Below are 21,293 nucleotides of genomic sequence, written 5' to 3'. Positions count from 1 at the left end.
CTCAGCCGCCGACGATCCCTTCGCGGCTGAGACGTTCCATTTCGGCTGGCGAAACGCCGAGTTCCTGAAGTACCTCGCCCGTATGCTGGCCGAGCGCCGGCGGCGGCAGGTCCGAATCCAGACGCTCGCCGTCCATTCTGACGGGTGAGCCGACCATCGGCGTTCCGGCAATCGTCCGAACCATCGCCCGGTGCTGCGCCTGCACGTCCGCGAGCGCCTGGCTGATCGTGTTGATCGGACCGGCGGGGATTCCGGCCTCCTCCAGCCGATCGAGCCATTCGGCCGCCGGTTTGCGGCTTATGCACTCGGCAACGGCGGCGACCATTTCCTTCCGGTGAGCTACCCGCGCGCTGTTATTGGCGAAGCGCTCGTCCTCCACCCAGCCGGAATGGCCGCAGAGCGCCGCCAGGCGAGCGAACTGGCGGTCGTTGCCGACGGCGATGATGATGCGTTGGTCGGACGCTTCGAAGGTCTGGTAGGGCACGATATTCGGGTGTGTATTCCCCTGTCTCGGCGGGTCCTCACCGCCGATCAGGGCATTCGATGCCTGGTTCGCCAGCATCGCCAGCTGAGTGTCGAACAGCGCCATGTCGATATGCGCGCCCTCCTCCGTTTTCTCGCGACGGTAGAGCGCGGAGAGGATTGCGACTGCCGTGTACATGCCGGTGAACAAATCGGCGACCGCAACGCCTACCCGCAGGGGCTCGCCTCCGGGCTCATCGTCGGGCTTGCCGGTGATGCTCATGAGGCCGCCCATGCCCTGGATTATGTAATCGTATCCCGCGCGGGCGGCATAGGGGCCGTCCTGGCCGAAACCGGTGATCGAGGCGACGATGAGTCGCGGATTGAGCGTTCGCAGCGACGCAGCGTCGAGGCCGAACCTGGCCAGGCCGCCGACCTTGAAATTTTCGACGACCACATCGGCCTGGCCGGCAAGTTTCCGGACCAGCGCCGCGCCCTCTTCACTAGCGAAATCGATGGCGGCGGAGCGCTTGCCGCGGTTGGCGGAGAGGAAATACGCGGCGACCTTGTGGCCGTTGAGCTCGTGCCAGGGCGGGCCCCAGTGGCGGGTGTCGTCGCCTGCGCCCGGCCGCTCGATCTTGATCACGTCGGCGCCGAGGTCGGCGAGAAGCTGCGTGCACCACGGACCCGCGAGAACCCGGCTGAGATCGAGGACCCGGACGCCCGCGAGCGGAGCGTTCACCGCTGCCGCCTTGACCAGGGCCGCCTGTCGGCGAGGATCGCCTGTGCCGCGTTGTGGCCTGGCGCCCCTGTCACCCCCCCGCCGGGATGCGCTCCCGACCCACACAAATAGAGGCCCTTTAACGGCATCCGGTAATCGGCCGCGCCGAGCATCGGCCGGGCGCTGAACAATTGGTCGAGGCCCATCTTGCCGTGGAAGATGTCACCGCCGATCAGGCCGAAGCGGCGCTCGAGGTCCAGGGGAGAGTGGATCTGGCGGCCGAGCACCGACTTCGCGAACCCCGGAGCGTGCGAATCCACCGTCGCGATGATGGCGTCGGCAGCGGCCTCACGCTCCTTGTCCCAGCTCCTGTCCGGGCCGAGATCGTAGCGGAAATGCTGGCAGAAGAGCGACGCCACATGCTTGCCCTTCGGCGCAAGGCTCGGATCCAACGTCGAGGGGATCAGCATCTCGATCACCGGCTTCTTCGACCAGCCGTTCACCCGCGCATCGACATAGGCGCGGTCCATGTAAGCGAGGCTTGGCGCCATGATGATTCCGGCGGTGAGATGGTCGCCCTTCTTGGGAAGGACGGTGAACTTGGGAAGCTCCGACAACGCGACGTTCATTCGGAAGGTCGCGCTTTCGCACTTCCACGCGTGCATTCGCGAAGCGACGTCAGGCTCCACGGCTCCATCGGGCACGAGCCGGTCGAACAGGAGCTTGGGATTGACGCCGGCAACGACGATCGGCGCCCGCACCGCCTTGCCGCCGGCGACGACGCCCACCGCGCGGCCGCGCTCGACGATCAGCTCCTCGACCGGCGTGTTGAGGACGATGTCGACGCCCTTTTCGCGGCATGCGCGGGCCATTGCCTGGGTGATTGAGCCCATTCCACCGATCGCGTGTCCCCAAGCGCCCTCCACTCCCGCAGCCTCACCAAATAGGTGATGAAGCAGAACGTAGGCTGTACCGGAATCGTAAGGTGAGGCGAAGTTTCCGACGACCCCGTCGAAGCCGAACAGCGCCTTTGCCAAATCGCCCTTGAAGTGGCGGTCGAGGATCTCGCCTTCGCTCTTCATGGCGAAATCGAACACCGTCCGGGTTTCGGCCAGCGACAGGCCCGCCATGTCGCGGCCGAGGCTCAGCAGCTTGGGCAAGGCGCTGACCTTGCGCCCGACGTTCGGCGGCGCTCGAAGCAGCCACTTCTTGAGCAGCCGGACTACGATCTCGAGCTCGGCGATATACCGGTCGTACCCTTCAGCATCCGCCGGATTGAGCCGCTTGATCTCCTTACGGGTCAGGCCGCCGCGGCCCGCCAGAAGGTAATCGTCGTCGCCGGGCAGGAAATTGTCGCGCTTCCTGAGCACAACCTTCAGCCCGTGCCGTTCCAGCTCCATGTCACGGATGACCTTGGGCTGCAGAAGGCTGACCGTGTAGCTGGCCGCGGAGTTCCTGAACCCGGGGAGGAACTCGTCGGTGACCGCAGCGCCGCCGATCCGATCCGAGGCCTCGAGGATGGTGACCTTCAGCCCCTTGCGGGCGAGGTAGAATGCGCAGGTAAGGCCATTGTGCCCGGCGCCGATGATGATCGCGTGCTGGCTCAACGCATCAGCACCAATTCTTCGGCCATCGTCGGGTGCAGGGCGATCGTGGCGTCGAAATCGGACTTCTTCAGCCCCGCCTTCACCGCAATTGCCGCCGCCTGCAGGATTTCAGGAGCGTCGGGGCCGATCATGTGGACTCCGACGATCCGGTCGCTGCCCTCATCGACCACGAGCTTGTAGAGCGAGCGCTCGTTGCGCCCCGCGAGGACATTCTTCATCGCGCGGAAGTCGGACGTATAGGTCCGCACCACCCCAAGCGCCTCCCGAGCCTGCCCTTCCGTCATTCCGACCGAGGCGATCGGGGGATGGCTAAAGACGGCGGATGGAATGCAATCATAATCGACGCGGGTCGGGGCGTTGCCGAAGAAGGTGTCGGCGAAGGCCTGCCCCTCGCGAATGGCAACCGGAGTCAGCTGAACGCGATTTGTCACGTCGCCGACCGCGAAGATGGAATCCACCGAAGACCGGTTGTCGTGGTCCACCTTGACGGCGCCATGATGGCCCAGCTCGACGCCGACGTCCTCACAGCCCAGGCCTTGGGTGTTCGGCAGGCGGCCTGCGGCGATCAACAGCTGGTCGGCCTCGATATTGTCGCAGCCGGTCATCGTCAGCTTCAGGCGGCCATTTGCGAGCTTTTCGATCTTGTCGATCCGCGCGTTGAACTTGAAGTCGATGCCCTTGCGGATCGAAATCTGGATGAGCCGATCGACGATCTGCTGGTCATAGCCGCGAAGGAGAACGTCGGTCCGGTTCACGAGGGTGACCCTCGATCCCAGCTCGTTGAAGATGCCGGCGAATTCATTGGCGATATAGCCCCCGCCGACGATGACGATGCGCTTGGGCACCTCCTCCAGATGGAAGGTCTCGTTGGAGCTGATCGCATGCTCGATCCCAGGGATGTCGAGCATCTGCGGTCGGGCGCCCGTCGCAATCAGGATCTTGCCGGCGGTGATGTCTCTTCCGGAGGCCAGCCGGACCGAGTTCGGCCCGGTGATCACGGCGCGCTCGTGGAAGATTTCGACCTCGTGATTGTTCAGCGTGTCCGTGTAGGCGCCTTCAATGCGCGTCACTTCGGCGAGCACATTGTCGCGAAGCACCTGCCAATTGAAGGTCTTCTTCGGAATGTCCCAGCCGAACATCGCGGCGTCATTGATGTCTTCGGCGAATTGCGAGCCGAAAACGAGCAGCTTCTTGGGAACGCAGCCGCGGATCACGCATGTGCCGCCGACTCGAAATTCTTCGGCGACGGCCACCCGAGCGCCGTGCGCCGCGGCGATGCGCGAAGCGCGCACCCCGCCCGATCCGGCACCGATCACGAAGAGGTCGAAGTCTGCCATCTACAGTGCCGCTCTTTCCATCAGTGCCCGCGTCGACGGGTCCAGATCGTCGTCCCCGTCCCCTTCCGCAAGGTCGCGCGCGATTGCCTTGCCCAGCTCCACTCCGAACTGGTCGAATGGGTTGATGCCCAGTAGGACGGCGCTGGCGAAGGTCCTGTGCTCATAGAAGGCTAGCAGAGCGCCGAGGCTGCGGGCGTCCAGCCGGTCGAGGAGGATCGTCGAGCTCGGGCGGTTGCCCTCATAGTTTCGGTGCGGATCGTCGCTCCTTTGCCCGCGCATCAGCGCCGCGCCCTGGGCGAAGGCGTTGAGGAGAAGCTGGCGGTGATGATCGGGAAGAGCGCTGTCGTCGCGAATGACGGCGAGGAATTCCACAGGGATCAGCGCCGTCCCCTGGTGGAGCAGCTGGAAGACGGCGTGCTGGGCGTCTGTCCCGACACCGCCCCAAACGACCGGAGCAGTCGGACGGCCGACGGGCTCGCCCGCCGCCGTGACCGACTTGCCGTTCGATTCCATCTCCAGCTGCTGGAGGTAGGGGACCAGGAGGCGAAGGCGCTCGTCGTAGGGGATGACTGCGCGAGTCCGGGCGCCGAGCTTTTGCGTGTAAAGAAGGTCGGCGAAGGCGGCGATCAGAGGCACGTTCTCGGCGGGCGCAGAGTAGCGGAAATGCCGGTCCATCTCGGCCGCCCCTTCGAGAAGCTCCTCGAAGCTGTCCCAGCCGAGCGCGAGAGCGGGGGAGACGGACACCGCGCTCCACAGCGAATAGCGGCCGCCGACGCCTTCGGAGAATTGCAGGATCCGGCTTTCGTCGACGCCGGCGTCGAGCGCGGCCTGGGGCGCGGCGGTGACGGCGATCAAGCGGCCGTACGGATCGTCGACACCGCCGCGGCTGAGCCATTCGAGGGCGGCGGAGAGGTTGGATAGCGTCTCGGCGGTCGTGAAGGTCTTCGATGCCGCGACGATGAGGGTTGTCGCGGGGTCGAGATCTTCAATTGCCCTGTCGAAGGCGTTGGGATCGATGTTGGAGAGGAATCGGAGCTTCAGCGCGGACGTGCGGGTGCAGAGCGCATCGACCAGAAGCTCCGGGCCGAGGACCGAGCCGCCGATACCGATATGAAGAACGCCGCTGATATCGCCGAAAGCGCCAGCTTCGATGGCGTCAATTACCGCGCGCATCCGCAGGCGCCGGACGGCGGCGAGCTGAACCGCTTCGGGATTGCCAGAGCCGCGCTCAGCCGGGTGGTCGGCGGAACGCCCCTCGGTAGGATTCACCTCCCCGCCCGCGAAGAACGCCTCCCGTGCCTCGTCGAACTTCTGCCGGATGGAAAGTTCGACGAACCTGTCGAGCAGCGGCTGACTGAGATGGGTCTTCGACCAGTCGAAGGTGATGCCGCCCAGGGTCCAGCAGAAATGGTGGAGCCGTTCGGGGTCCGAGCGAAAGAGGTCGTCGAGCCGCTCGACCGGCTGCGCATCGATGCTCTTCCACGGGTCCGTCGCCATTGGCGAGCGTCATACCGGCGGCGCGCGATATTGCCATAGCTTGACGTTCAGCCCCCGCACCTCAAGAAGCGCGCGATGAACCGATCGCGATCCCGCAAGACCGCCAAATCCGAGCGTGGAAGCCTGTTTCGCTTCGTCCTGACGGTCGCGGTCATCGCCTGGCTGTTCAGGAGCCTGGTGTTCGCTCCGTTCAGCATCCCGTCGGGCTCGATGCTTCCGGCGCTCTACATCGGCGATTACCTGGTCGTCGCGAAGTGGCCCTACGGACTGTCCCGCTACAGCTTCCCCTTGCAATTCCCTCCGATCAAGGGCCGCGTGTTCGCGAGCCTCCCGGAGCGCGGCGACGTTGTCGTGTTCGTGCCGCCCGGCAGGGAGAGCGAGGATTATGTGAAGCGCCTGATCGGTCTTCCCGGAGACACAGTCGCGGTCCGCGACGGCGTCGTCATCCTCAACGGCAAGCCGGTAGCTCGAGGGCAGATGGGCTCCACCAGCATCCCTGTTTCCGCCAACAGCCCCTGCCGCCGGATCGCTCCGCAAGGCGCGCCGGTCACACCGTCTCAAGGGGCTCAATGCGTGTACCGAAGCTATGTGGAGACCCTCCCCAACGGAGCGAGCTATCGCGTGCTCGATCAGGTGGAAGGCACGATGGCGGACAATTTCGGCCCGGTCAGAATCCCGGCCGGCCACGCCTTCCTTATGGGCGACAATCGCGACGATAGCCTCGACAGCCGCTTCTCCGAGGCGGAGGGCGGGATCGGCTTCGTACCGCTGGAGAATATCGTTGGACGGGCGACGATGATCTTCTGGTCGACCGACGGAAGCTCGAGCTATCTCAAGCCGTGGACCTGGTTCACCGCCCTTCGCGGCGGCCGGATCGGCGACGGTCTGTCCCCGAACAGCAAATGAGCGAAGACATCGCCCACTTCATCGCCTCCCTCGGCCATGAGCCGAAGGACACCTCACTGTTCGAGGCCGCGCTGACCCATTCGAGCAAGCGCGGCGCCAATTACGAGCGGCTGGAATTCCTCGGCGACCGGGTGCTCGGCCTGGTCGTGGCCCGCTGGCTCTACGAGCGCTTTCCCGACGAGCCCGAAGGCAATCTGTCGCGACGGTTCAACACGTTGGTCGACCGCGTCACCTGCAGCGACATCGGCCGCGAAATGGGTCTGCCCGCCGTCATCCGCCTGGGCAAGCAGGCACGAGACGACAATGCGAACTGGAGCGACAATGTCGTCGGCGACGTGGTCGAGGCGCTGATCGGGGCCATCTATCTCGAGGGCGGGCTGGATGCAGCGGAAGCGCTGATCCGGGCGCGATGGGCGCCACTGATCGAAGGACAGCAGCGCGCGCCGAAGCATGCGAAGTCGGCGCTGCAGGAGTTGGCCGCCGCGCGCGAACTGCCCAACCCCAATTATGAGGTGGTTTCGCGAACGGGGCTGCACCACGCGCCGCGATTCACCGTCCGCGTATCGATCCAGGGCCTGGGAGAGGCCGAGGCCGAAGGATCGAGCAAGCAGGAAGCGGAAACCGAGGCGGCGAAAGCTTTGTTGTCGAAGCTGCAATGAGCGATTCACAAACACGATCGGGCTTCGCGGCGGTCATCGGCGCGCCCAACGCTGGCAAGTCGACTCTGGTCAATGCGCTGGTCGGCCAGAAGGTCGCTATCGTCAGCGCCAAGGCGCAGACGACCCGAGCGCGCTTGATGGGCATTGCCATCGAGGGCGAGACCCAGATCCTGCTGGTCGACACGCCCGGCATCTTCCAGCCGAAGCGTCGTCTGGACCGGGCGATGGTGCAGGCGGCATGGAGCGGCGCCGAAGACGCGGACTTGATCCTTTTGGTTGTCGACGCATCGGCGCGCATCGGCGCGGAGGTCGAGCGAGCGATCGCGGGCCTCGAGAAGCGGCAGCATCCTCTGTTCGTCGCGCTCAACAAGATCGACCTGGTGAAAAAGGACCAACTGCTAGGGCTGGCCACCTCGCTGACCGAGCGGTTGAACCCCGAGCAGGTCTTCATGATCAGCGCAGCCCAGGGCGACGGCGTCGCCGACGTGAAGGTGGCGCTTGCGCAAGCCATGCCGGCCGGCCCTTGGCTATACCCGGCGGATGAGGTGTCCGACGCGACGGACCGGATGATCGCTTCCGAGCTGACCCGCGAGCAGATCTACGAGCAGCTTCACCAGGAGCTGCCCTACGCGTCGGTGGTCGAGACCGAGACGTGGGAGGACCGGCCGGACGGATCGACCGAAATCCGCCAGCAGATCCTGGTCGAGCGCGACAGCCAGAAGGCGATCGTCATCGGCAAGGGCGGGCGGCGGCTGAAGGAGATCGGGCAGAACGCCCGCGAGGCCATCTCCCAGCACCTCGGCCGAAAGGTGCATTTGTTCCTGCACGTGAAGGTGAACCCCAAATGGGGTGAGGACCGTTCCGTCTTTCGGGAAATGGGCCTGGAGTGGTCTGACTAGCCGAGGATCTCGTCCACCCAGGCAGGCACCAGCTCGCCCGCGGGCCCCGTACGGCTTTCGTCGAACAGAAAGCTTCCAAGGCTGGGCTCCAGGTTCATCTCCAGCGTTCGGGCGCCGCTATAGCTCGCGGTCTGGACGAAACCTGCCGCGGGATAGACGGCCCCGGAGGTCCCGATCGACACGAACAGGTCGCAGCGTCGAAGCGCCTCGTCGATCCGCTCCATCTCGTAGGGCATTTCGCCGAACCACACGATGTCGGGGCGGACCAATCCGGCAGTTCCGCAGCCCGGGCATTCCGCGCTCATTCCCATGGGGCCGCTCCACCCGAACCGCTCATTGCAGCGAAGGCACCAGCCGCTGGTGAGCTCGCCGTGCATATGGAGCAGGCGCTTCGACCCTGCCCGCTCGTGAAGGTCGTCGACGTTCTGGGTGACGAGCAGGAGCTCGCCCGGCCATTGCTCATCCAGCCGAGCCAGCGCCTTGTGCGCCGCATTGGGCTCGACCGTGCGCAGCTTCTCACGCCGGGCATCGTAGAAGCCATGCACGAGATCCGGATCGCGGGCGAAAGCCTCCGGCGTGGCGACGTCCTCCACCCTGTGTCCTTCCCATAGGCCATCGGGGCCGCGGAAAGTGGCAAGCCCGCTCTCGGCGGACACTCCGGCGCCGGTCAGGATCACGATGTTGTGGATATCGTCCGCCATTCCTCCTGCCGCTTAGCAGAGCGCGCGCCTTGCGCGACTCGCCCGTCCATGATTGTCTTCGCCATCAGGGGGAGCCAAGCCATGACCATCAAATCCGCAGCCGCAATCGCCGCGGCGCTGTCGATCGCTGCCTGCACCCAGCAGGCGCCCAAGGCTGACACCGACGGGATCAAGCTTCAGATCCAGCAGCAGGAGGCGCGGTGGAACGAGGCTTACAACAAGCACGACGCGGCCGGGCTAGCCGCGATGTACGCGGACGACGGAGCGCTGGCTAATGCCGGCTCGGACCTGGTCCGGGGCAAGGAGGCACTTCAGAAAGCGACGGCGCAATTCGCATCGGATCCGCACCTGAAGGTCGCGTTCGAGGCCAACCGCATCCAGGTCGCTCAGTCGGGCGACCTTGCCTATTCGCGCGGGCATTACACGCTGACGATGACCAATCCGGCGACGAAGAAGCCCGAGATGACGACCGGATATTATCTCACCGTCTGGCAGAAGCAGTCGGACGGAAGCTGGAAGGCCGTTGAAGACTTTACGGCGCCGGGTGCACCGCAGGTCGCGCAGAGGGCGACCGCGCTGCCGTAAGCGGGCCGGAACGACAGTTGGGGACGGCAGGACGCCGAACCAACGGTCTCCTGTATCGTTCTTTAAACAACAAGAAATACAGGAGAAAATCGATGAACGACCGCGACCGCATGATCGATGAAGATCGGACCGAAGGCAGCATGAAGCAAACCGGCGGCCGGATGAAGGAAGGCGCCGGAGCGCTGTTCGGCGACGAGAAATTGAAGCGCGAAGGCCAGGCCGACCAGGCCGAGGGCAAGCTCCAGAACGCTTGGGGCAGCATCAAGGACGAAGCGCGCGACCTCACGGACGATCGCGACGACGATATCTAATGCTTGAACACGCAAGCTGAACGTAGGGCGGAGGCGCAAGCTTCCGCCCTATTTTCTTGAGCGCTATTGTCGCCGCGATGGCGCGCGGGAACATCCGTATCGGAATCGGCGGCTGGACCTATCCGCCGTGGCGCGGGGCCTTTTATCCGCCCGACCTGCCGCAGAAGCGTGAACTCGAATATGCATCGCGACAGGTCGGAGCGATCGAGATCAACGCGACTTTCTATGGCCGGCAAAGCCCGAAGCGCTGGGAGAAGTGGGCGGAGACAGTACCGGCGGGCTTCCAGTTCGCGGTGAAAGGCTCGCGCTTCTGCGTGATGCGGTCAAACCTGGCCGAAGGTGCGGAAGGCATCGGCAATTTCTTCTCCCAGGGATTTGCAGCGTTAGGCCCGAAACTTGGGCCGATCCTTTGGCAATTTCACCCTCGCCGAAAATTCGCGCCGGGAGACATCGCCGCCTTCGTCGAGCTACTACCCAGGGAAATCGATGGAACTGCTCTTCGACACGCCATCGAACCTCGGCACGACAGCTTTCGCGACGAGCGCTTCTACGAGCTATGCCGCGCTCGGAATATTGCGATCGTGTTCGCAGATTCGAACGAATACCCATGTGTAGAGGCCGACACGGCGGACTTCGCCTACGCCCGATTGCAATGCATGAACGCGGAAATTCCCACCGGTTATTCCGACGAAAAGCTGGATGAATTCGCGAAACGCGCGAAGCGATGGGCGGACGGCCGGGACGCCTACATATTCATGATCAACGGAGCCAAGGTTCGGGCGCCAGCGGCCGCGCTGGCCCTGCAGGAGCGGCTCGGCTAACAAACCGGCGATGGCCACTGTCCGCATCAGCCTGTTCGCCCCGAATGGCCGCATGGGCCAGGCGATTGCGGCTGCGGCCGCCGAAACCCGGGGTTTCGAAATTGCCGACGATGGCGATGTTCTGATCGACTTCTCGGCACCCGACGCGCTCGGCGCCAGCCTGTCAAAGGCCGTTGAGGCCGGCATCCCGATCCTCATAGGAACGACCGGCCTCGGACCCGACGCAGACCGGCTGATCGCCGATGCTTCGAAGAAGATCGCAGTGCTTCGAGCTGCAAACACGTCGCTCGGCGTTGCAGTGCTGCTCGACCTCGTCGAGCGCGCCGGCAAGGCGCTAGGGCCCGATTGGGACATTGAGATCGTCGAAATGCACCACCGAATGAAGGCGGACGCGCCTTCGGGGACCGCGCTCGCTCTGGGCGAAGCCGCCGTAAAGGGGCGCGGCACGCCGCTCAATGCGGAGCGAGGACGCGACGGCACCGGTCTCAAGAGGCAGGAGGGCGCTATCGGTTTCGCGTCCATTCGCGGCGGAACGGTCGCGGGCGAGCATGACGTGATCTTCGCCGGAGCGGACGAGCGGCTGATCCTGTCGCACCGCGCTGAAAGCCGGATGATCTTCGCCCGCGGAGCGCTTGCGGCGGCTCGCTTCCTCGCGGGCAAGCCTGCAGGCCTCTATTCGATGCGCGACGTCATCCAATCGCTGTGAAAAAGGCGGAAGTTTTCGAATTCTTCCGTCGTCTGGCGGAGGATAATCCTTCCCCGACGACCGAGCTCGAATCCGGCAATCCCTATCAGTTGCTGGTCGCGGTGGTGCTTTCCGCCCAGGCGACCGACGCGAGCGTGAACATCGCCTGCCGGCCGCTGTTCGAGAAAGTGCGCACGCCGGCCCAGATGGTCGCGCTCGGCGAGGATGACCTGCGCGACGCGATCAAGACGATCGGCCTGTTCAACACGAAGTCGAAGAACGTGATTGCCTTATCCGAGGCACTGATCCGCGATCACGGCGGCGAGGTGCCGCGCACCCGCGAGGACCTCCAGAAGCTTCCGGGCGTCGGGCGTAAGACAGCGAACGTGGTGCTGAACACCGCGTTCGGCGAGGAGACCTTCGCGGTCGACACGCACGTGTTCCGCGTCGGGAATCGGACCGGCCTCGCACCCGGAAAGACGCCCGAAGAGGTCGAAGCGAAGCTCGAGAAGATCGTCCCGCAGCCGTTCCGCCGAGACGCCCACCACTGGCTCATCCTTCACGGACGCTACACCTGCAAGGCGCGGACTCCAGAATGCTGGCGGTGCCCCGTGATCGACCTGTGCCGCTACGAGCCGAAGACCCCGGCGCCGAAGGCACGAGCGAAGCCAGGCACGTCTGGGGGACGTGCCGCTTAGCTCGTCCACACCCGCTCGAAGCGCGAACCGAGAGTCGTCAGAAGCTCATACTGGCTGAGCCTGGAGGCTTCGGACGCCGTCGGAAGGTCGTAGTCGAGCTCGACCCAGTCGCCTTCCTTCAGGTCGGGCGATGCATCGCAGCCGAGCGCGACGAGATCCATCGACACTCGGCCAAGCACTGGGAGAGCGAATTCAGCCGCGAAGGCGGAGCCGCTCGACGAGAATCCGCGAAGATAGCCGTCCGCATAGCCGACGTTGATGATGACGGCCTCAGTCTGCGCGGAGGCCATGAAAGTGGCGCCGTAGCCGCAGCTTTCGCCGGCATGGATCGTGCGCCTCTGGACGACCTGCGCATCGACGCGCGCGACCTGGCGGATCTGTCCTTCCGCCTCGCTCCTTGGGACGCCTCCATAGAGGGCGAGGCCGGGGCGGACGAGGTCGAAGCTGTAGTCCCGGCCGAGGCAGATGCCGGCCGAATTGGCAATCGCGTAGCGCCTCGCCGGAACTGCAGCCGCGATTTCGCGAAATATCGAAAGCTGTCGGCCATTCATCGGCGAATCCTCGTCCGCGCAGGCGAGGTGGCTGTGCAGGGTGTCGATCGACAGGCCGTCGAGGACGCCGATCTCGTCCGGACTGAGGCCGAGCCGGTTCATCCCGGTGTCGATCATAACGTCGCACGCTCGATCCGGAGCGATCTCCTTCCAGCGTCCGACCTGGGTAACGCTATTGAGCACGGGCCGCGCATTCGACTGTCGCGCGGCCTCCGAATCTTCGGCGGCGACGCCGTGCAGGACGACCAACGCACTGTCATCGGGCACCGGCCCCAGCGCCTCGGCCTCGGCGTAGGTGGAAACGAAGAAGGTGCGGCACCCCGCCTCGTGGAAAGCACGCATCGTTTCCGCGGCGCCGATGCCATAGCCGTCGGCCTTGATTGCCGCGCCGGCGGGAACGCCCGCGCGATCTTCGAGCCAGCGGAAATTGTGCTTGAGCGCGGCTCGATCGAGCCTCAGGCGAAGCGGGCGATGCATCGCGGCGGACTAGCGGCCAGCTTGCTTTGCGTCGAGGTTGGCCTTCGCCTGGCCCCAATTCCGGCCGTCAAATTGCTCAACCGCCAGCTCCAGCGGCTCATCGAGGCAATGTGCGTTGACGCTCCACGCGTCCGGATGCGAGCGCGGCTGGTAGAAGCTCTTCACTCCGCAATTGCCGCAAAAGAGATGCTCGGCGGTGCCCGTCCCGAAGCGGTAGCTCTTCAGCGCGTCCCGGCCGCTGATCAGCTCGAACTCAGTGTGCGGAACGACGATGTGAAGGAAGCCGGTCATGCTGCACACCGAGCAGTTGCAGTCGAGCGCGGGAACCGGCGGCTCCGGAAGCTCCGCCTCGAACCGAACCGCTCCGCAATGGCAACCACCTGAGGCTTTCATACCCTAGACGTAATGCGGTTCGGGTCTCTCGCGAAGCTCTTCGTAATGGACCAGCGCCGGAATGGGGCCGAGCGGCACCGCCCGCCCGCCTCGGAACGCCCACTCGCCGCGGTCGCAATCCCCGGCGCGGACATAGCCGTTGATGTAAAAACGGCGCTTGTGGTTCGAGCGGTTGCTGCCCGAGCCATGCACCAGATAAGGGCTCCAGAGAGCTACGTCGCCGGGCTCCAGCATCAGGTCGATGGCGTCCGCTCCGGACAGCCCGACCGCTTCGAGAGCCTCGTCCTGGAGCGGCGTTCCGAGCGCCTTCTTCGAGCAGTCCATTCCAAGGTCGCCGCGAAGGTGGCTCCTCGGGATGAACCGCATGCCCCCGGATTCAGGCCCATGCGGGTCGATGGCGAGACCGGTCTGCACATAGGAATCGGCGAGGTTGCGGTAGGCCGACGCCGGACGGCGGGAACGGCTGTCCTGGTGCCAGGCGAAGTCGCCAAGCGAACCGGGGGCCTTCCAGTGAACCTGGTTGATGATTTGCTTGAGGTTCGGGCCGATCAGTGGCTCGAGGATGGCGGCAATCCTGCGGTCGAGGCGGACCCGGTCGAGCACCGGCTGATGGTAGGATGGCCATTGAACCATCCTCACCAGCGGCTCGCCGGCTGCCGACTCAGCGACATTGTAGAACAGATTGCCGTGCCGGAAGCTTCGGCCATGGCCGATCCCTTCCGCATATAATTGGTCGCTGGCAGCAGCGATCTTCGCGACCTCGTCCGGCGAAAAGAGCCCGCGAATGACGGCATATCCTTCGCTCAGGAACGCAGCCACATGTGCTTGCTCGACCTCGGCGCCGCGAAGCCTAAGCGGCTGAGGGTAACCCATGACTCGCCTCCACCCCTGCGATCAGGATAATGGAAGCATTTGAGATTGCCAGTTTTTTTCGGCTATTCGACGGTGACGCTCTTGGCGAGGTTGCGCGGCTGGTCGACGTCGGTGCCTTTTAGCACCGCCGTGTGATAGGCCAGAAGCTGCACGGGGACGGCATAAACGATCGGCGCGATGAGCGGGTGGACCTTCGGCATTTCGATGGTCGCGATGCAGCCATCGCCGGCTTCCTCGATGCCCTCGGAATCGCTGATCAGCACGATCTTTCCGCCTCGGGCGCGGACCTCCTGCATGTTGCTGACAGTCTTCTCGAAAAGCGGGCCGGACGGGGCGAGCACGATCACCGGCACGTCCTCGTCGATGAGCGCGATCGGCCCGTGCTTCATCTCGCCGGCGGCGTAGCCCTCGGCGTGGATGTAGCTGATCTCCTTGAGCTTCAGCGCCCCTTCCAAGGCCATCGGATAATAGGGCCCGCGGCCAAGGTAGAGGACGTCGCGCGCCGGAGCGATGAGGTGCGCCATGGCTGCAATGTCGTCGTCGTGGCCAAGCGCCGCGTTGAGCGCTGCGGGCACCTGCTGAAGGTCCGCCACAATCGACCTTTCATCCTTTGCGCCGATCTGTCCCCGCTTGCAGGCGAAGTTGGCCGCGAGCGCGGCGAGCACTGCCAGCTGGCAGGTGAAGGCTTTGGTCGACGCGACCCCGATTTCCGGCCCCGCGTGGGTCGGAAGCAAGAGGTCCGCCTCGCGAGCCATCGAGCTGGTGGGAACGTTGACGACGACCGCGATTCGCTGCTGCTGCACCTTTGCGTGGCGGAGCGCTGCCAACGTGTCGGCGGTCTCGCCCGACTGGCTGACGAACAAGGCAAGGCCGCCCGGCTGCAGTACCGGGTCGCGGTAACGGAACTCGGACGCGACATCGATGTCGACGGGCACCCGGGCAAACTGCTCGATCCAATATTTTGCGACGAGGCCAGCATAATAGCTGGTGCCGCAGGCGACGATCGTCAGCCGGTCCACCGCACCCAGGTCGAAGTCGACGTCCGGAAGAGCGACCTCGCCTTCGAACGGGCGGATGTAGCTTTGGAGGGTCTGGGCAACCACGACCGGCTGCTCGAAGATCTCCTTCTGCATGTAGTGGGCGTAATTGCCCTTATCGATCGGCGCGGACTGCGCGCCGGATTCGACGATGGCGCGCTCCACGGGCGCATTGTCGCGGTCGAAGATCTGGATGCTGTCGCGGCGAACGACCGCCCAATCGCCCTCCTCGAGATAGGCGATCCGCTGGGTCCAAGGCGCAACCGCGATCGCGTCCGAACCCAGGTAATTCTCGCCCTCGCCGTAGCCGACGGTCAGCGGCGCACCCATGCGCGCGCCGACGATGAGGTCGGGATGGTCGCGGAACAGGAAGGCGATTGCAAAGGCGCCCACCAGCCGGGGAAGGACTGCGGCGACCGCCTCCTCGGGCGAAGCGCCGTTCTCCACCTCGCGGGCAACGAGATGGCCGACAACTTCGGTGTCGGTCTCGCTTTCGAACTTGCGTCCTTGCGCCATCAGCTCGTTACGGAGCGGCTTGAAGTTTTCGATGATCCCGTTGTGGACCAGGGCCACCGGACCGACGATGTGCGGATGGGCATTGCCGACCGTCGGTGCCCCGTGGGTCGCCCAGCGCGTGTGCGCGATCCCGACCGAGCCCCGAAGCGGGTCTGAGCCCAGCTCGCGCTTGAGGTTGTCGAGCTTACCCTCCGCCCGGCGCCGGCTGAACTCGCCATCGACGATCGTGCAGATTCCGGCGGAATCGTAGCCGCGATATTCGAGCCGCTTCAAGCCATCGAACAGCCGTCCGGCGACCTCCTTATTGCCGACGATTCCAACGATTCCGCACATTACAGGGCCGCTCCTTTGACCGCTTCTCGTCGCGCGCTATGCATCATCAAGCGCCGGTCGAACAGCAGGCGCAAAGGGGGAATCATGAACAGGTCCCTGCTGATGCTGGCAAGCGCCGGCCTTCTGGTCGTGGCCGGCTGCCGTAACGCCGAAGACGGCCGGGCGGATGCACCGCCCGCCTCCTATTATGACAACAGCGGCCACGAGGACGCGTGGAGCGGCGGGGCGCGAATGGTCCCGATCTCGACGCCAAAGGGCAATTTCCGTGTGTGGGTGAAGAGAGTCGGAAACAATCCCCACCTCAAGCTCCTGCTCCTGCATGGCGGTCCGGGCGCGACCCACGAATATTTCGAGGCTTTCGACAGCTTCCTGCCCAAGGAAGGGGTCGAATATTATTATTACGACCAGCTCGGCTCCGGCTTCAGCGACCAGCCGGACGACGACGATCTGTGGACGATCCCCCGCTTCGTGTCGGAGGTCGACCAGGTGCGCGCGGCGATCGGCGGAACGAAGGACAATTTCTGTCTGCTGGGCCACAGCTGGGGTGGAATCCTGGCGATGGAATATGCGCTCGCGCACCAGGATCAGGTCAAATGCCTGATCATCTCGAACATGATGGCCTCGATCCCCGCCTATAACGATTATGCGCGCCAGGTCCTCGAGCCGCAGATGGACCAGGCAGCGCTCAAGCGGATTCTCGACATGGAGAAGACCGGCAAGACCGAGCAGCCCGATTACATGGGCCTGTTGGTGCCAAACTGGTATTCGCAGCACATCCTCAGGCGGCCGGCGGATCAATGGCCGGACCCGGTAAACCGCGGCTTCGGCCACCTCAATCGTCACATCTATGTGCTGATGCAGGGCCCGAGCGAAATGGGCGCGAGCGGCCGGCTCGAGCGCTGGGACAGGTTCGCCGACCTGAAGCGGATCACGGTGCCGACGCTGGTGATCTCCGGCAAATACGACACGATGGACCCGGCCTATATGGCGGCAATGGCCAGGCAGCTTCCGAAGGGCGAGCTCGCGGCGACCAACGGCGGCCACATGGCCTTCTATGACGACCAGCCGACCTATTTTGCCAAGCTGACCGCGTTCCTCCGCAAGTTCAAATAGCGGGCGTTATTCCGCGGCTTTCCTCGTCATCCGCTCGCGGAAGCGACGGGCCCAGCCGGCGATGCCCTTCTGCTCGCTGCGCTCGACGGCGAGGCTGTCCGGCTCGACGTCGCTGGTGATCACCGACCCGGCGCCGACGATTGCGCCCGCGCCAATCGTGACGGGCGCCACCAGCGCGGTGTTGGAGCCGATGAACGCGCCTTCGCCGATGACCGTCCGGTATTTGCCGAATCCGTCATAATTGCAGGTGATGGTCCCAGCGCCGATGTTCGCGCCCTGCCCCACTTCGGTATCGCCGACATATGAGAGATGATTGACCTTGGCTCCGGGGCCGACCGTCGCCTTCTTGAGCTCGACGAAATTGCCGACCTTCGACTTCTCGCCAAGCGTCGTTCCCGGCCTGATCCGGGCGAAGGGACCGATCACTGCGCGAGCGCCGATGATCGCGCCTTCGATGTGGCTGAAGGCCTTGATCGCCGCTCCGTCGGCGACCTCGACGCCGGGGCCAAAGACCACGTGAGGTTCGACAGTGACGTCGCGGCCCAGCTTCGTATCGAAGGCGAACCAGACGCTCTCGGGGTCGATCAGGGTCGCGCCTTCGTGAAGGACCTCCTCGCGACGGCGGCGCTGCCACTCCAGCTCGAGGTGAGCGAGCTCGGCGCGGCTGTTGACGCCCGCGGTTTCGTAGGGGTCGCCCTCGATCACGACCGCCTCGCGCCCTTCGGCGGCAGCGATGTTGACGATGTCCGGCAGGTAATATTCACCGGCGGCGTTGTCGTTCGTGACCTCGCCTAGCCAGCGGAACAGGTCGCCGCAGCGCACCGCCATCATGCCCGAATTGCACAGCCGGACAGCGCGTTCGTCATCGGTCGCATCGCGATATTCGACCATCTTCGCGATCGTGTCGCCTTTGCCGAGGATGATCCGGCCGTACGCGCCGGGATCGTCGGGCTGCGATGCGAGGACGACCACTCCCGGTCCATCGTCGCCGTCGAGCCGCTCGAGCATGCGCTTCAAGGTGTCGGCTTTGACGAATGGGGTGTCGCCGTAGAGCACCAGCACCGCGCCGTCATAGCCTTCGAGCGCTTCCCGGGCCTGAAGGACGGCGTGGCCGGTCCCCTTCTGCTCGGCCTGGTGGACGACCGTCGCTCCGCACCCGTCGAGCGCCTGTTCGACCTGATCGCGGCCCTTGCCGACGACGACTACGCGCTTGCTCGCCCCGATTCCGTCCACGCGGTCGAGCAGGTGAAGGAGCAAAGGCCGCGAGGCGATCGGGTGAAGGACCTTGTGGGTGTCGGAGCGCATCCGGGTGCCCTGCCCGGCGGCGAGGATCACGACGGCAAATCTTGGGACCACATTCATCTCGCAATGGTGAATGGCACGGGCAACGGGACAGCGCCAGTAGCCCCTGAAACGGAAAGGGCGGCCATGGCGGCCGCCCTTTGGGAAAGTAGACGATGTTTCGACCCCTAGAAGGCGGTCATGTAGGCCTCGTTACCGACGAAGCCCATCTTCTCGACGTGCGCGCGCTTGGTCACCGCGAGCACCTGGTCGACCAGCTCGTAGCGGGCGTTGGGCTCGGGCTGCAGGTGGAGCTCCGGAATGGGGTCCATCTGCTGCGTGGCGTCGAGATAAGCACGAAGCTGCTGCTGCGACACGGGCGAGCCGTTCCACAAGATCTGGTTCGTCGCGGTAATGACGACCTTGTTCTTGGTCGGCATGATCGGCGGCGGCGGGCTGCTGTTGTCCTGCGGCAGGTCCAGCTTCACCGCGTGAGTCTGGACCGGCAGGGTGATGATGAACATGATCAAGAGCACCAGCAGGACGTCGATCAGCGGCGTCACGTTGATGTCGAGCATCGGTTCACCCGATGGGTTGTCGGTGGTTGTCTGCGTCGACACTGCGGGGAACTCCTACATTCGCACGCCGGCGTTCGGCGGCGGTTCGGAAATGAATCCGATGCGCGCAAACCCGGCCTGCTGCATGGTGATGATTGCCGCGCCGATGCACTTGTACGGCGTGTTGATATCGCCGCGGATGTGCGCTTCCGGCATCGTTTCCTCGGTGAGATTCTCAACGCCGCCAACCTTGGCGATTTGGTCCTTCAGCTTCTTGACCGCGCGGTCGAGCAGGTCCTTGCTGTTGACCTTCTGAAGGTTCCAATAGACCTCGCAACCGCCCTTGCCGTCGCCCCTGACCGACAGCGAGACGTTCTCGGGCTTGGTCGTCGTGGGCTCGTAGCTGACGTTCGGAAGCTTGACGGGAACGGTCTGGATAACGACCGGAACCGTGATCAGGAAGATGATCAGGAGCACCAGCATGACGTCCGCCAGAGGGACGACGTTGATGTCCGACAGGGCTTCTTCTTCGCCTTCGGCTGGCCCTACAGTTACTGCCATTCGTCGTGTGCCTTCATGTTGATCGGGCGATCGGTTGCCGGACCGGGAGGGCCCCGGTCCGGCTCACGTCCGATTTAGACGGTCGGGGTCTCTGCGCCCGTCTGGGTGGCTCCGGTGCGGACCGGCTGACGGCCGCCGGGGTTGCCGGCAGTGGTGGTCGCGCCGGTGCGCGGGGCCGAGGCCTTGGCATCGCCGAAGCGCGGCTTGACCGAACCGCCGGACATCAGGAAGCCGTGAAGGTCGTTCGTGAAGGCCGCGAGGTCCTCCATGATCGACTTGTTGCGGCGAATCAGCCAGTTGTACGCAAGCACCGCCGGAACCGCGACGACCAGGCCGAGAGCGGTCATGATCAGCGCCTCGCCGACCGGGCCGGCGACGGCGTCGATCGACGCCTGACCGGCCATGCCGATCTTGATGAGCGCGCGGTAGATGCCGATGACGGTACCGAACAGGCCGATGAACGGAGCGGTCGAACCAACCGTCGCGAGGAAGGCAAGGCCTTCGCCGAGGCGGGCGCCGATCGATCCCTGGCTACGCGCCAGGCTGTTCGCCATCCAGTCGTGCTGGTCGATGGGGTCGGTAAGCTTGCCGTGCTGCTCCTGTGCGAGAAGCGCATCGTCGACGATCGCGCGATACGCGCTCTTGCTGTCGAGCTTGGTGGATGCTTCGCGAAGGCTTGGCGAGTTCCAGAAGCCGGATCGCACCTTGCGGCCCTGGTTGATGATCTTCTGCTGCTGCATCAGCTTGGTGAACAGAATGTAGAAAGAGAAGATCGACATGCCCACCAGGATGATGAACACCGACCAAGCAATGATACCGCCCTGCTCGAGAGCCGGCAGCAAACCATAAGGGTTTGCGCCTGCTGTGGGGGCTGCTGCGGGAGTTGCCATGTTCGTCTACTTTCCTCTTTTGAAATGCTGGAACGAGTTGATCACTGGAGCTGCCAGACGATCGTCTGTGTGTACGTATCGGTCGTTGCCTGTCCGTTGCTCAGCTTTGCCGGAGTAAACCGGGCGCGGCTGGTGAGGACGCGGCAGGTGGCATTGTCGAGCGACCGAGAGCCGCTCGAGGAGATGACGGAACAGCCGGTAACCCGGCCGGTCTCGCCGATGGTGAGACGAACCGTCGTCCGCCCCGTCTCCTCATTGCGCATCGCGTCGGGCGGATAATCGTCGCCCGAGAACAGGCCCTGAAGGTTGCCCCTCGCGCTCTGCGCCTTCGTCACCTTCGCGGGCGGCGGGGCGGGCGGAGCCGGCGGAGCCTGTGGAGTGATGACCGGCTGCGGAGTCGGCGTCGTGACGATCGGCGCCGTCGTCATCTGTGTCTGGACGATCGGCCTCATCGCCACCGGCGGAGGCGGTACGTCCGGCACGTTCTTGGGCGGCGGTGGCGGCGGTTGTTCGGGCGGCGGCGGCGCCTCCTCGACGTCGAACGTCTTCAGATTCTCGCTCGCCTTCTTGATGACGTTGTAAGCAAGGCCGGTGACGATCGCATAACCCAGCGTGAACTGGATGACGGCGACGACAATGATCGCCAGCGTGCGGTTGCCACTAAGCTCTCTTCTTTGGGCGTAAGCCATTAACCCACATTTCTCCCTCGAGACGCCGTGAACTCCACGGTCGAACCGGGCCTCCCCCCAGAGCAGCCCTGTCGCCAAGTTAGGAAACTGACCATGTATTAAAGTCTCATGGGCAGCAAGCGCGCCTCCTTAT

Annotated in this window: 23 protein-coding genes; 9 read left to right on the top strand and 14 right to left on the bottom strand. The window is 64.6% G+C overall.

Annotated elements, in window-relative coordinates:
• Nucleotide 1: 1 nt before the first annotated feature.
• Genes LZ519_RS00520 through pgi form a run of 4 tightly spaced genes read right to left on the bottom strand, consistent with a single transcriptional unit; the run spans nt 2 to nt 5,624 of the window.
• Entirely contained in the window at nt 2-1,204 is a 1,203-nt protein-coding gene (locus LZ519_RS00520; RefSeq protein WP_249866798.1) for a CaiB/BaiF CoA transferase family protein, read from the bottom strand.
• Entirely contained in the window at nt 1,201-2,790 is a 1,590-nt protein-coding gene (locus LZ519_RS00515) for a phytoene desaturase family protein (RefSeq protein WP_249866797.1), read from the bottom strand. Before LZ519_RS00515 ends, LZ519_RS00520 begins: the two co-directional genes overlap by 4 nt.
• The gene (gene gorA / locus LZ519_RS00510) at nt 2,787-4,127 is read right to left on the bottom strand and encodes a glutathione-disulfide reductase (RefSeq protein WP_249866796.1); all 1,341 of its coding nucleotides are present in this window, start codon (nt 4,125-4,127) and stop codon (nt 2,787-2,789) included. Before gorA ends, LZ519_RS00515 begins: the two co-directional genes overlap by 4 nt.
• Nucleotides 4,128-5,624: a glucose-6-phosphate isomerase gene (gene pgi / locus LZ519_RS00505; RefSeq protein ID WP_249866795.1), complete on the bottom strand. Its 1,497-nt coding sequence runs from the start codon at nt 5,622-5,624 to the stop codon at nt 4,128-4,130.
• A 75-nt stretch (nt 5,625-5,699) separates the two neighbouring features.
• Between pgi and lepB the strand changes: the two genes are divergently transcribed.
• The 3 genes from lepB to era are packed head-to-tail and all read left to right on the top strand — an operon-like array spanning nt 5,700 to nt 8,088.
• Nucleotides 5,700-6,530, top strand: a complete 831-nt coding sequence (gene lepB, locus LZ519_RS00500) for a signal peptidase I (protein ID WP_249866794.1) — start codon at nt 5,700-5,702, stop codon at nt 6,528-6,530.
• Complete coding sequence (gene rnc / locus LZ519_RS00495; protein ID WP_249866793.1) at nt 6,527-7,189, top strand: ribonuclease III; 663 nt, start codon at nt 6,527-6,529, stop codon at nt 7,187-7,189. Before lepB ends, rnc begins: the two co-directional genes overlap by 4 nt.
• The gene (gene era / locus LZ519_RS00490; RefSeq protein ID WP_249866792.1) at nt 7,186-8,088 is read left to right on the top strand and encodes a GTPase Era; all 903 of its coding nucleotides are present in this window, start codon (nt 7,186-7,188) and stop codon (nt 8,086-8,088) included. Before rnc ends, era begins: the two co-directional genes overlap by 4 nt.
• On the opposite strand, the gene LZ519_RS00485 is transcribed toward era, so the two are convergent.
• Nucleotides 8,085-8,789, bottom strand: coding sequence for an NAD-dependent deacylase (locus LZ519_RS00485; RefSeq protein ID WP_249866791.1), 705 nt, complete (start codon nt 8,787-8,789; stop codon nt 8,085-8,087). The two genes, era and LZ519_RS00485, sit on opposite strands and share 4 nt — an antisense overlap.
• 81 nt (nt 8,790-8,870) lie before the next feature.
• Here LZ519_RS00485 and LZ519_RS00480 point away from each other — a divergent pair, with 81 nt between their 5' ends.
• The 5 genes from LZ519_RS00480 to nth all read left to right on the top strand — a co-directional run bounded on the left by LZ519_RS00480 (nt 8,871) and on the right by nth (nt 11,889).
• On the top strand, nt 8,871-9,374 hold the full coding sequence (locus tag LZ519_RS00480) for a YybH family protein (RefSeq protein ID WP_249866790.1): 504 nt from the start codon (nt 8,871-8,873) through the stop codon (nt 9,372-9,374).
• Nucleotides 9,375-9,466: 92 nt separating this feature from the next.
• Nucleotides 9,467-9,685, top strand: coding sequence for a CsbD family protein (locus LZ519_RS00475; RefSeq protein ID WP_249866789.1), 219 nt, complete (start codon nt 9,467-9,469; stop codon nt 9,683-9,685).
• A 77-nt stretch (nt 9,686-9,762) separates the two neighbouring features.
• Nucleotides 9,763-10,506, top strand: coding sequence for a DUF72 domain-containing protein (locus LZ519_RS00470; RefSeq protein ID WP_249866788.1), 744 nt, complete (start codon nt 9,763-9,765; stop codon nt 10,504-10,506).
• A gap of 10 nt (nt 10,507-10,516) precedes the next feature.
• A complete protein-coding gene (dapB, locus tag LZ519_RS00465) occupies nt 10,517-11,212 on the top strand; it encodes a 4-hydroxy-tetrahydrodipicolinate reductase (RefSeq protein WP_249866787.1) in 696 nt (231 codons plus the stop codon).
• On the top strand, nt 11,209-11,889 hold the full coding sequence (nth, locus tag LZ519_RS00460) for an endonuclease III (RefSeq protein WP_249866786.1): 681 nt from the start codon (nt 11,209-11,211) through the stop codon (nt 11,887-11,889). Before dapB ends, nth begins: the two co-directional genes overlap by 4 nt.
• On the opposite strand, the gene alr is transcribed toward nth, so the two are convergent.
• From alr to glmS, 4 genes are all read right to left on the bottom strand, one after another.
• Nucleotides 11,886-12,917, bottom strand: coding sequence for an alanine racemase (gene alr, locus LZ519_RS00455; RefSeq protein ID WP_249866785.1), 1,032 nt, complete (start codon nt 12,915-12,917; stop codon nt 11,886-11,888). The genes nth and alr overlap by 4 nt on opposite strands.
• Nucleotides 12,918-12,926: 9 nt before the next feature.
• Nucleotides 12,927-13,310: a GFA family protein gene (locus LZ519_RS00450; protein ID WP_249866784.1), complete on the bottom strand. Its 384-nt coding sequence runs from the start codon at nt 13,308-13,310 to the stop codon at nt 12,927-12,929.
• A 3-nt stretch (nt 13,311-13,313) separates the two neighbouring features.
• A complete protein-coding gene (locus LZ519_RS00445) occupies nt 13,314-14,183 on the bottom strand; it encodes a phytanoyl-CoA dioxygenase family protein (protein ID WP_249866783.1) in 870 nt (289 codons plus the stop codon).
• A gap of 62 nt (nt 14,184-14,245) precedes the next feature.
• Nucleotides 14,246-16,069, bottom strand: a complete 1,824-nt coding sequence (glmS, locus tag LZ519_RS00440) for a glutamine--fructose-6-phosphate transaminase (isomerizing) (protein ID WP_249866782.1) — start codon at nt 16,067-16,069, stop codon at nt 14,246-14,248.
• Between the two features lie 84 nt (nt 16,070-16,153).
• Between glmS and LZ519_RS00435 the strand changes: the two genes are divergently transcribed.
• Nucleotides 16,154-17,182, top strand: a complete 1,029-nt coding sequence (locus tag LZ519_RS00435; RefSeq protein ID WP_249866781.1) for a proline iminopeptidase-family hydrolase — start codon at nt 16,154-16,156, stop codon at nt 17,180-17,182.
• A 6-nt stretch (nt 17,183-17,188) separates the two neighbouring features.
• Here LZ519_RS00435 and glmU read toward each other — a convergent pair whose 3' ends face one another.
• From glmU to LZ519_RS00410, 5 genes are all read right to left on the bottom strand, one after another.
• Entirely contained in the window at nt 17,189-18,544 is a 1,356-nt protein-coding gene (glmU, locus tag LZ519_RS00430) for a bifunctional UDP-N-acetylglucosamine diphosphorylase/glucosamine-1-phosphate N-acetyltransferase GlmU (RefSeq protein WP_249866780.1), read from the bottom strand.
• Between the two features lie 107 nt (nt 18,545-18,651).
• A complete protein-coding gene (locus LZ519_RS00425) occupies nt 18,652-19,041 on the bottom strand; it encodes an ExbD/TolR family protein (protein WP_249868816.1) in 390 nt (129 codons plus the stop codon).
• A 54-nt stretch (nt 19,042-19,095) separates the two neighbouring features.
• Nucleotides 19,096-19,581 (bottom strand): ExbD/TolR family protein, encoded by a 486-nt coding sequence (locus LZ519_RS00420; RefSeq protein WP_249866779.1) that lies wholly within the window; start codon nt 19,579-19,581, stop codon nt 19,096-19,098.
• 74 nt (nt 19,582-19,655) lie between these two features.
• Nucleotides 19,656-20,471 carry a MotA/TolQ/ExbB proton channel family protein gene (locus LZ519_RS00415; protein WP_249866778.1) on the bottom strand — a complete coding sequence of 272 codons (816 nt, stop codon included), beginning with the start codon at nt 20,469-20,471 and terminating at the stop codon, nt 19,656-19,658.
• A gap of 41 nt (nt 20,472-20,512) precedes the next feature.
• On the bottom strand, nt 20,513-21,160 hold the full coding sequence (locus LZ519_RS00410; protein ID WP_249866777.1) for an energy transducer TonB: 648 nt from the start codon (nt 21,158-21,160) through the stop codon (nt 20,513-20,515).
• Nucleotides 21,161-21,293 lie beyond the last annotated feature (133 nt).

Source organism: Sphingomonas anseongensis (assembly GCF_023516495.1).
Taxonomy (GTDB): Bacteria; Pseudomonadota; Alphaproteobacteria; order Sphingomonadales; family Sphingomonadaceae; genus Sphingomicrobium; species Sphingomicrobium anseongensis.
The sequence above is the reverse complement of the archived record's forward strand: the minus strand, read 5'-3'. Positions and strand labels throughout refer to the sequence as shown.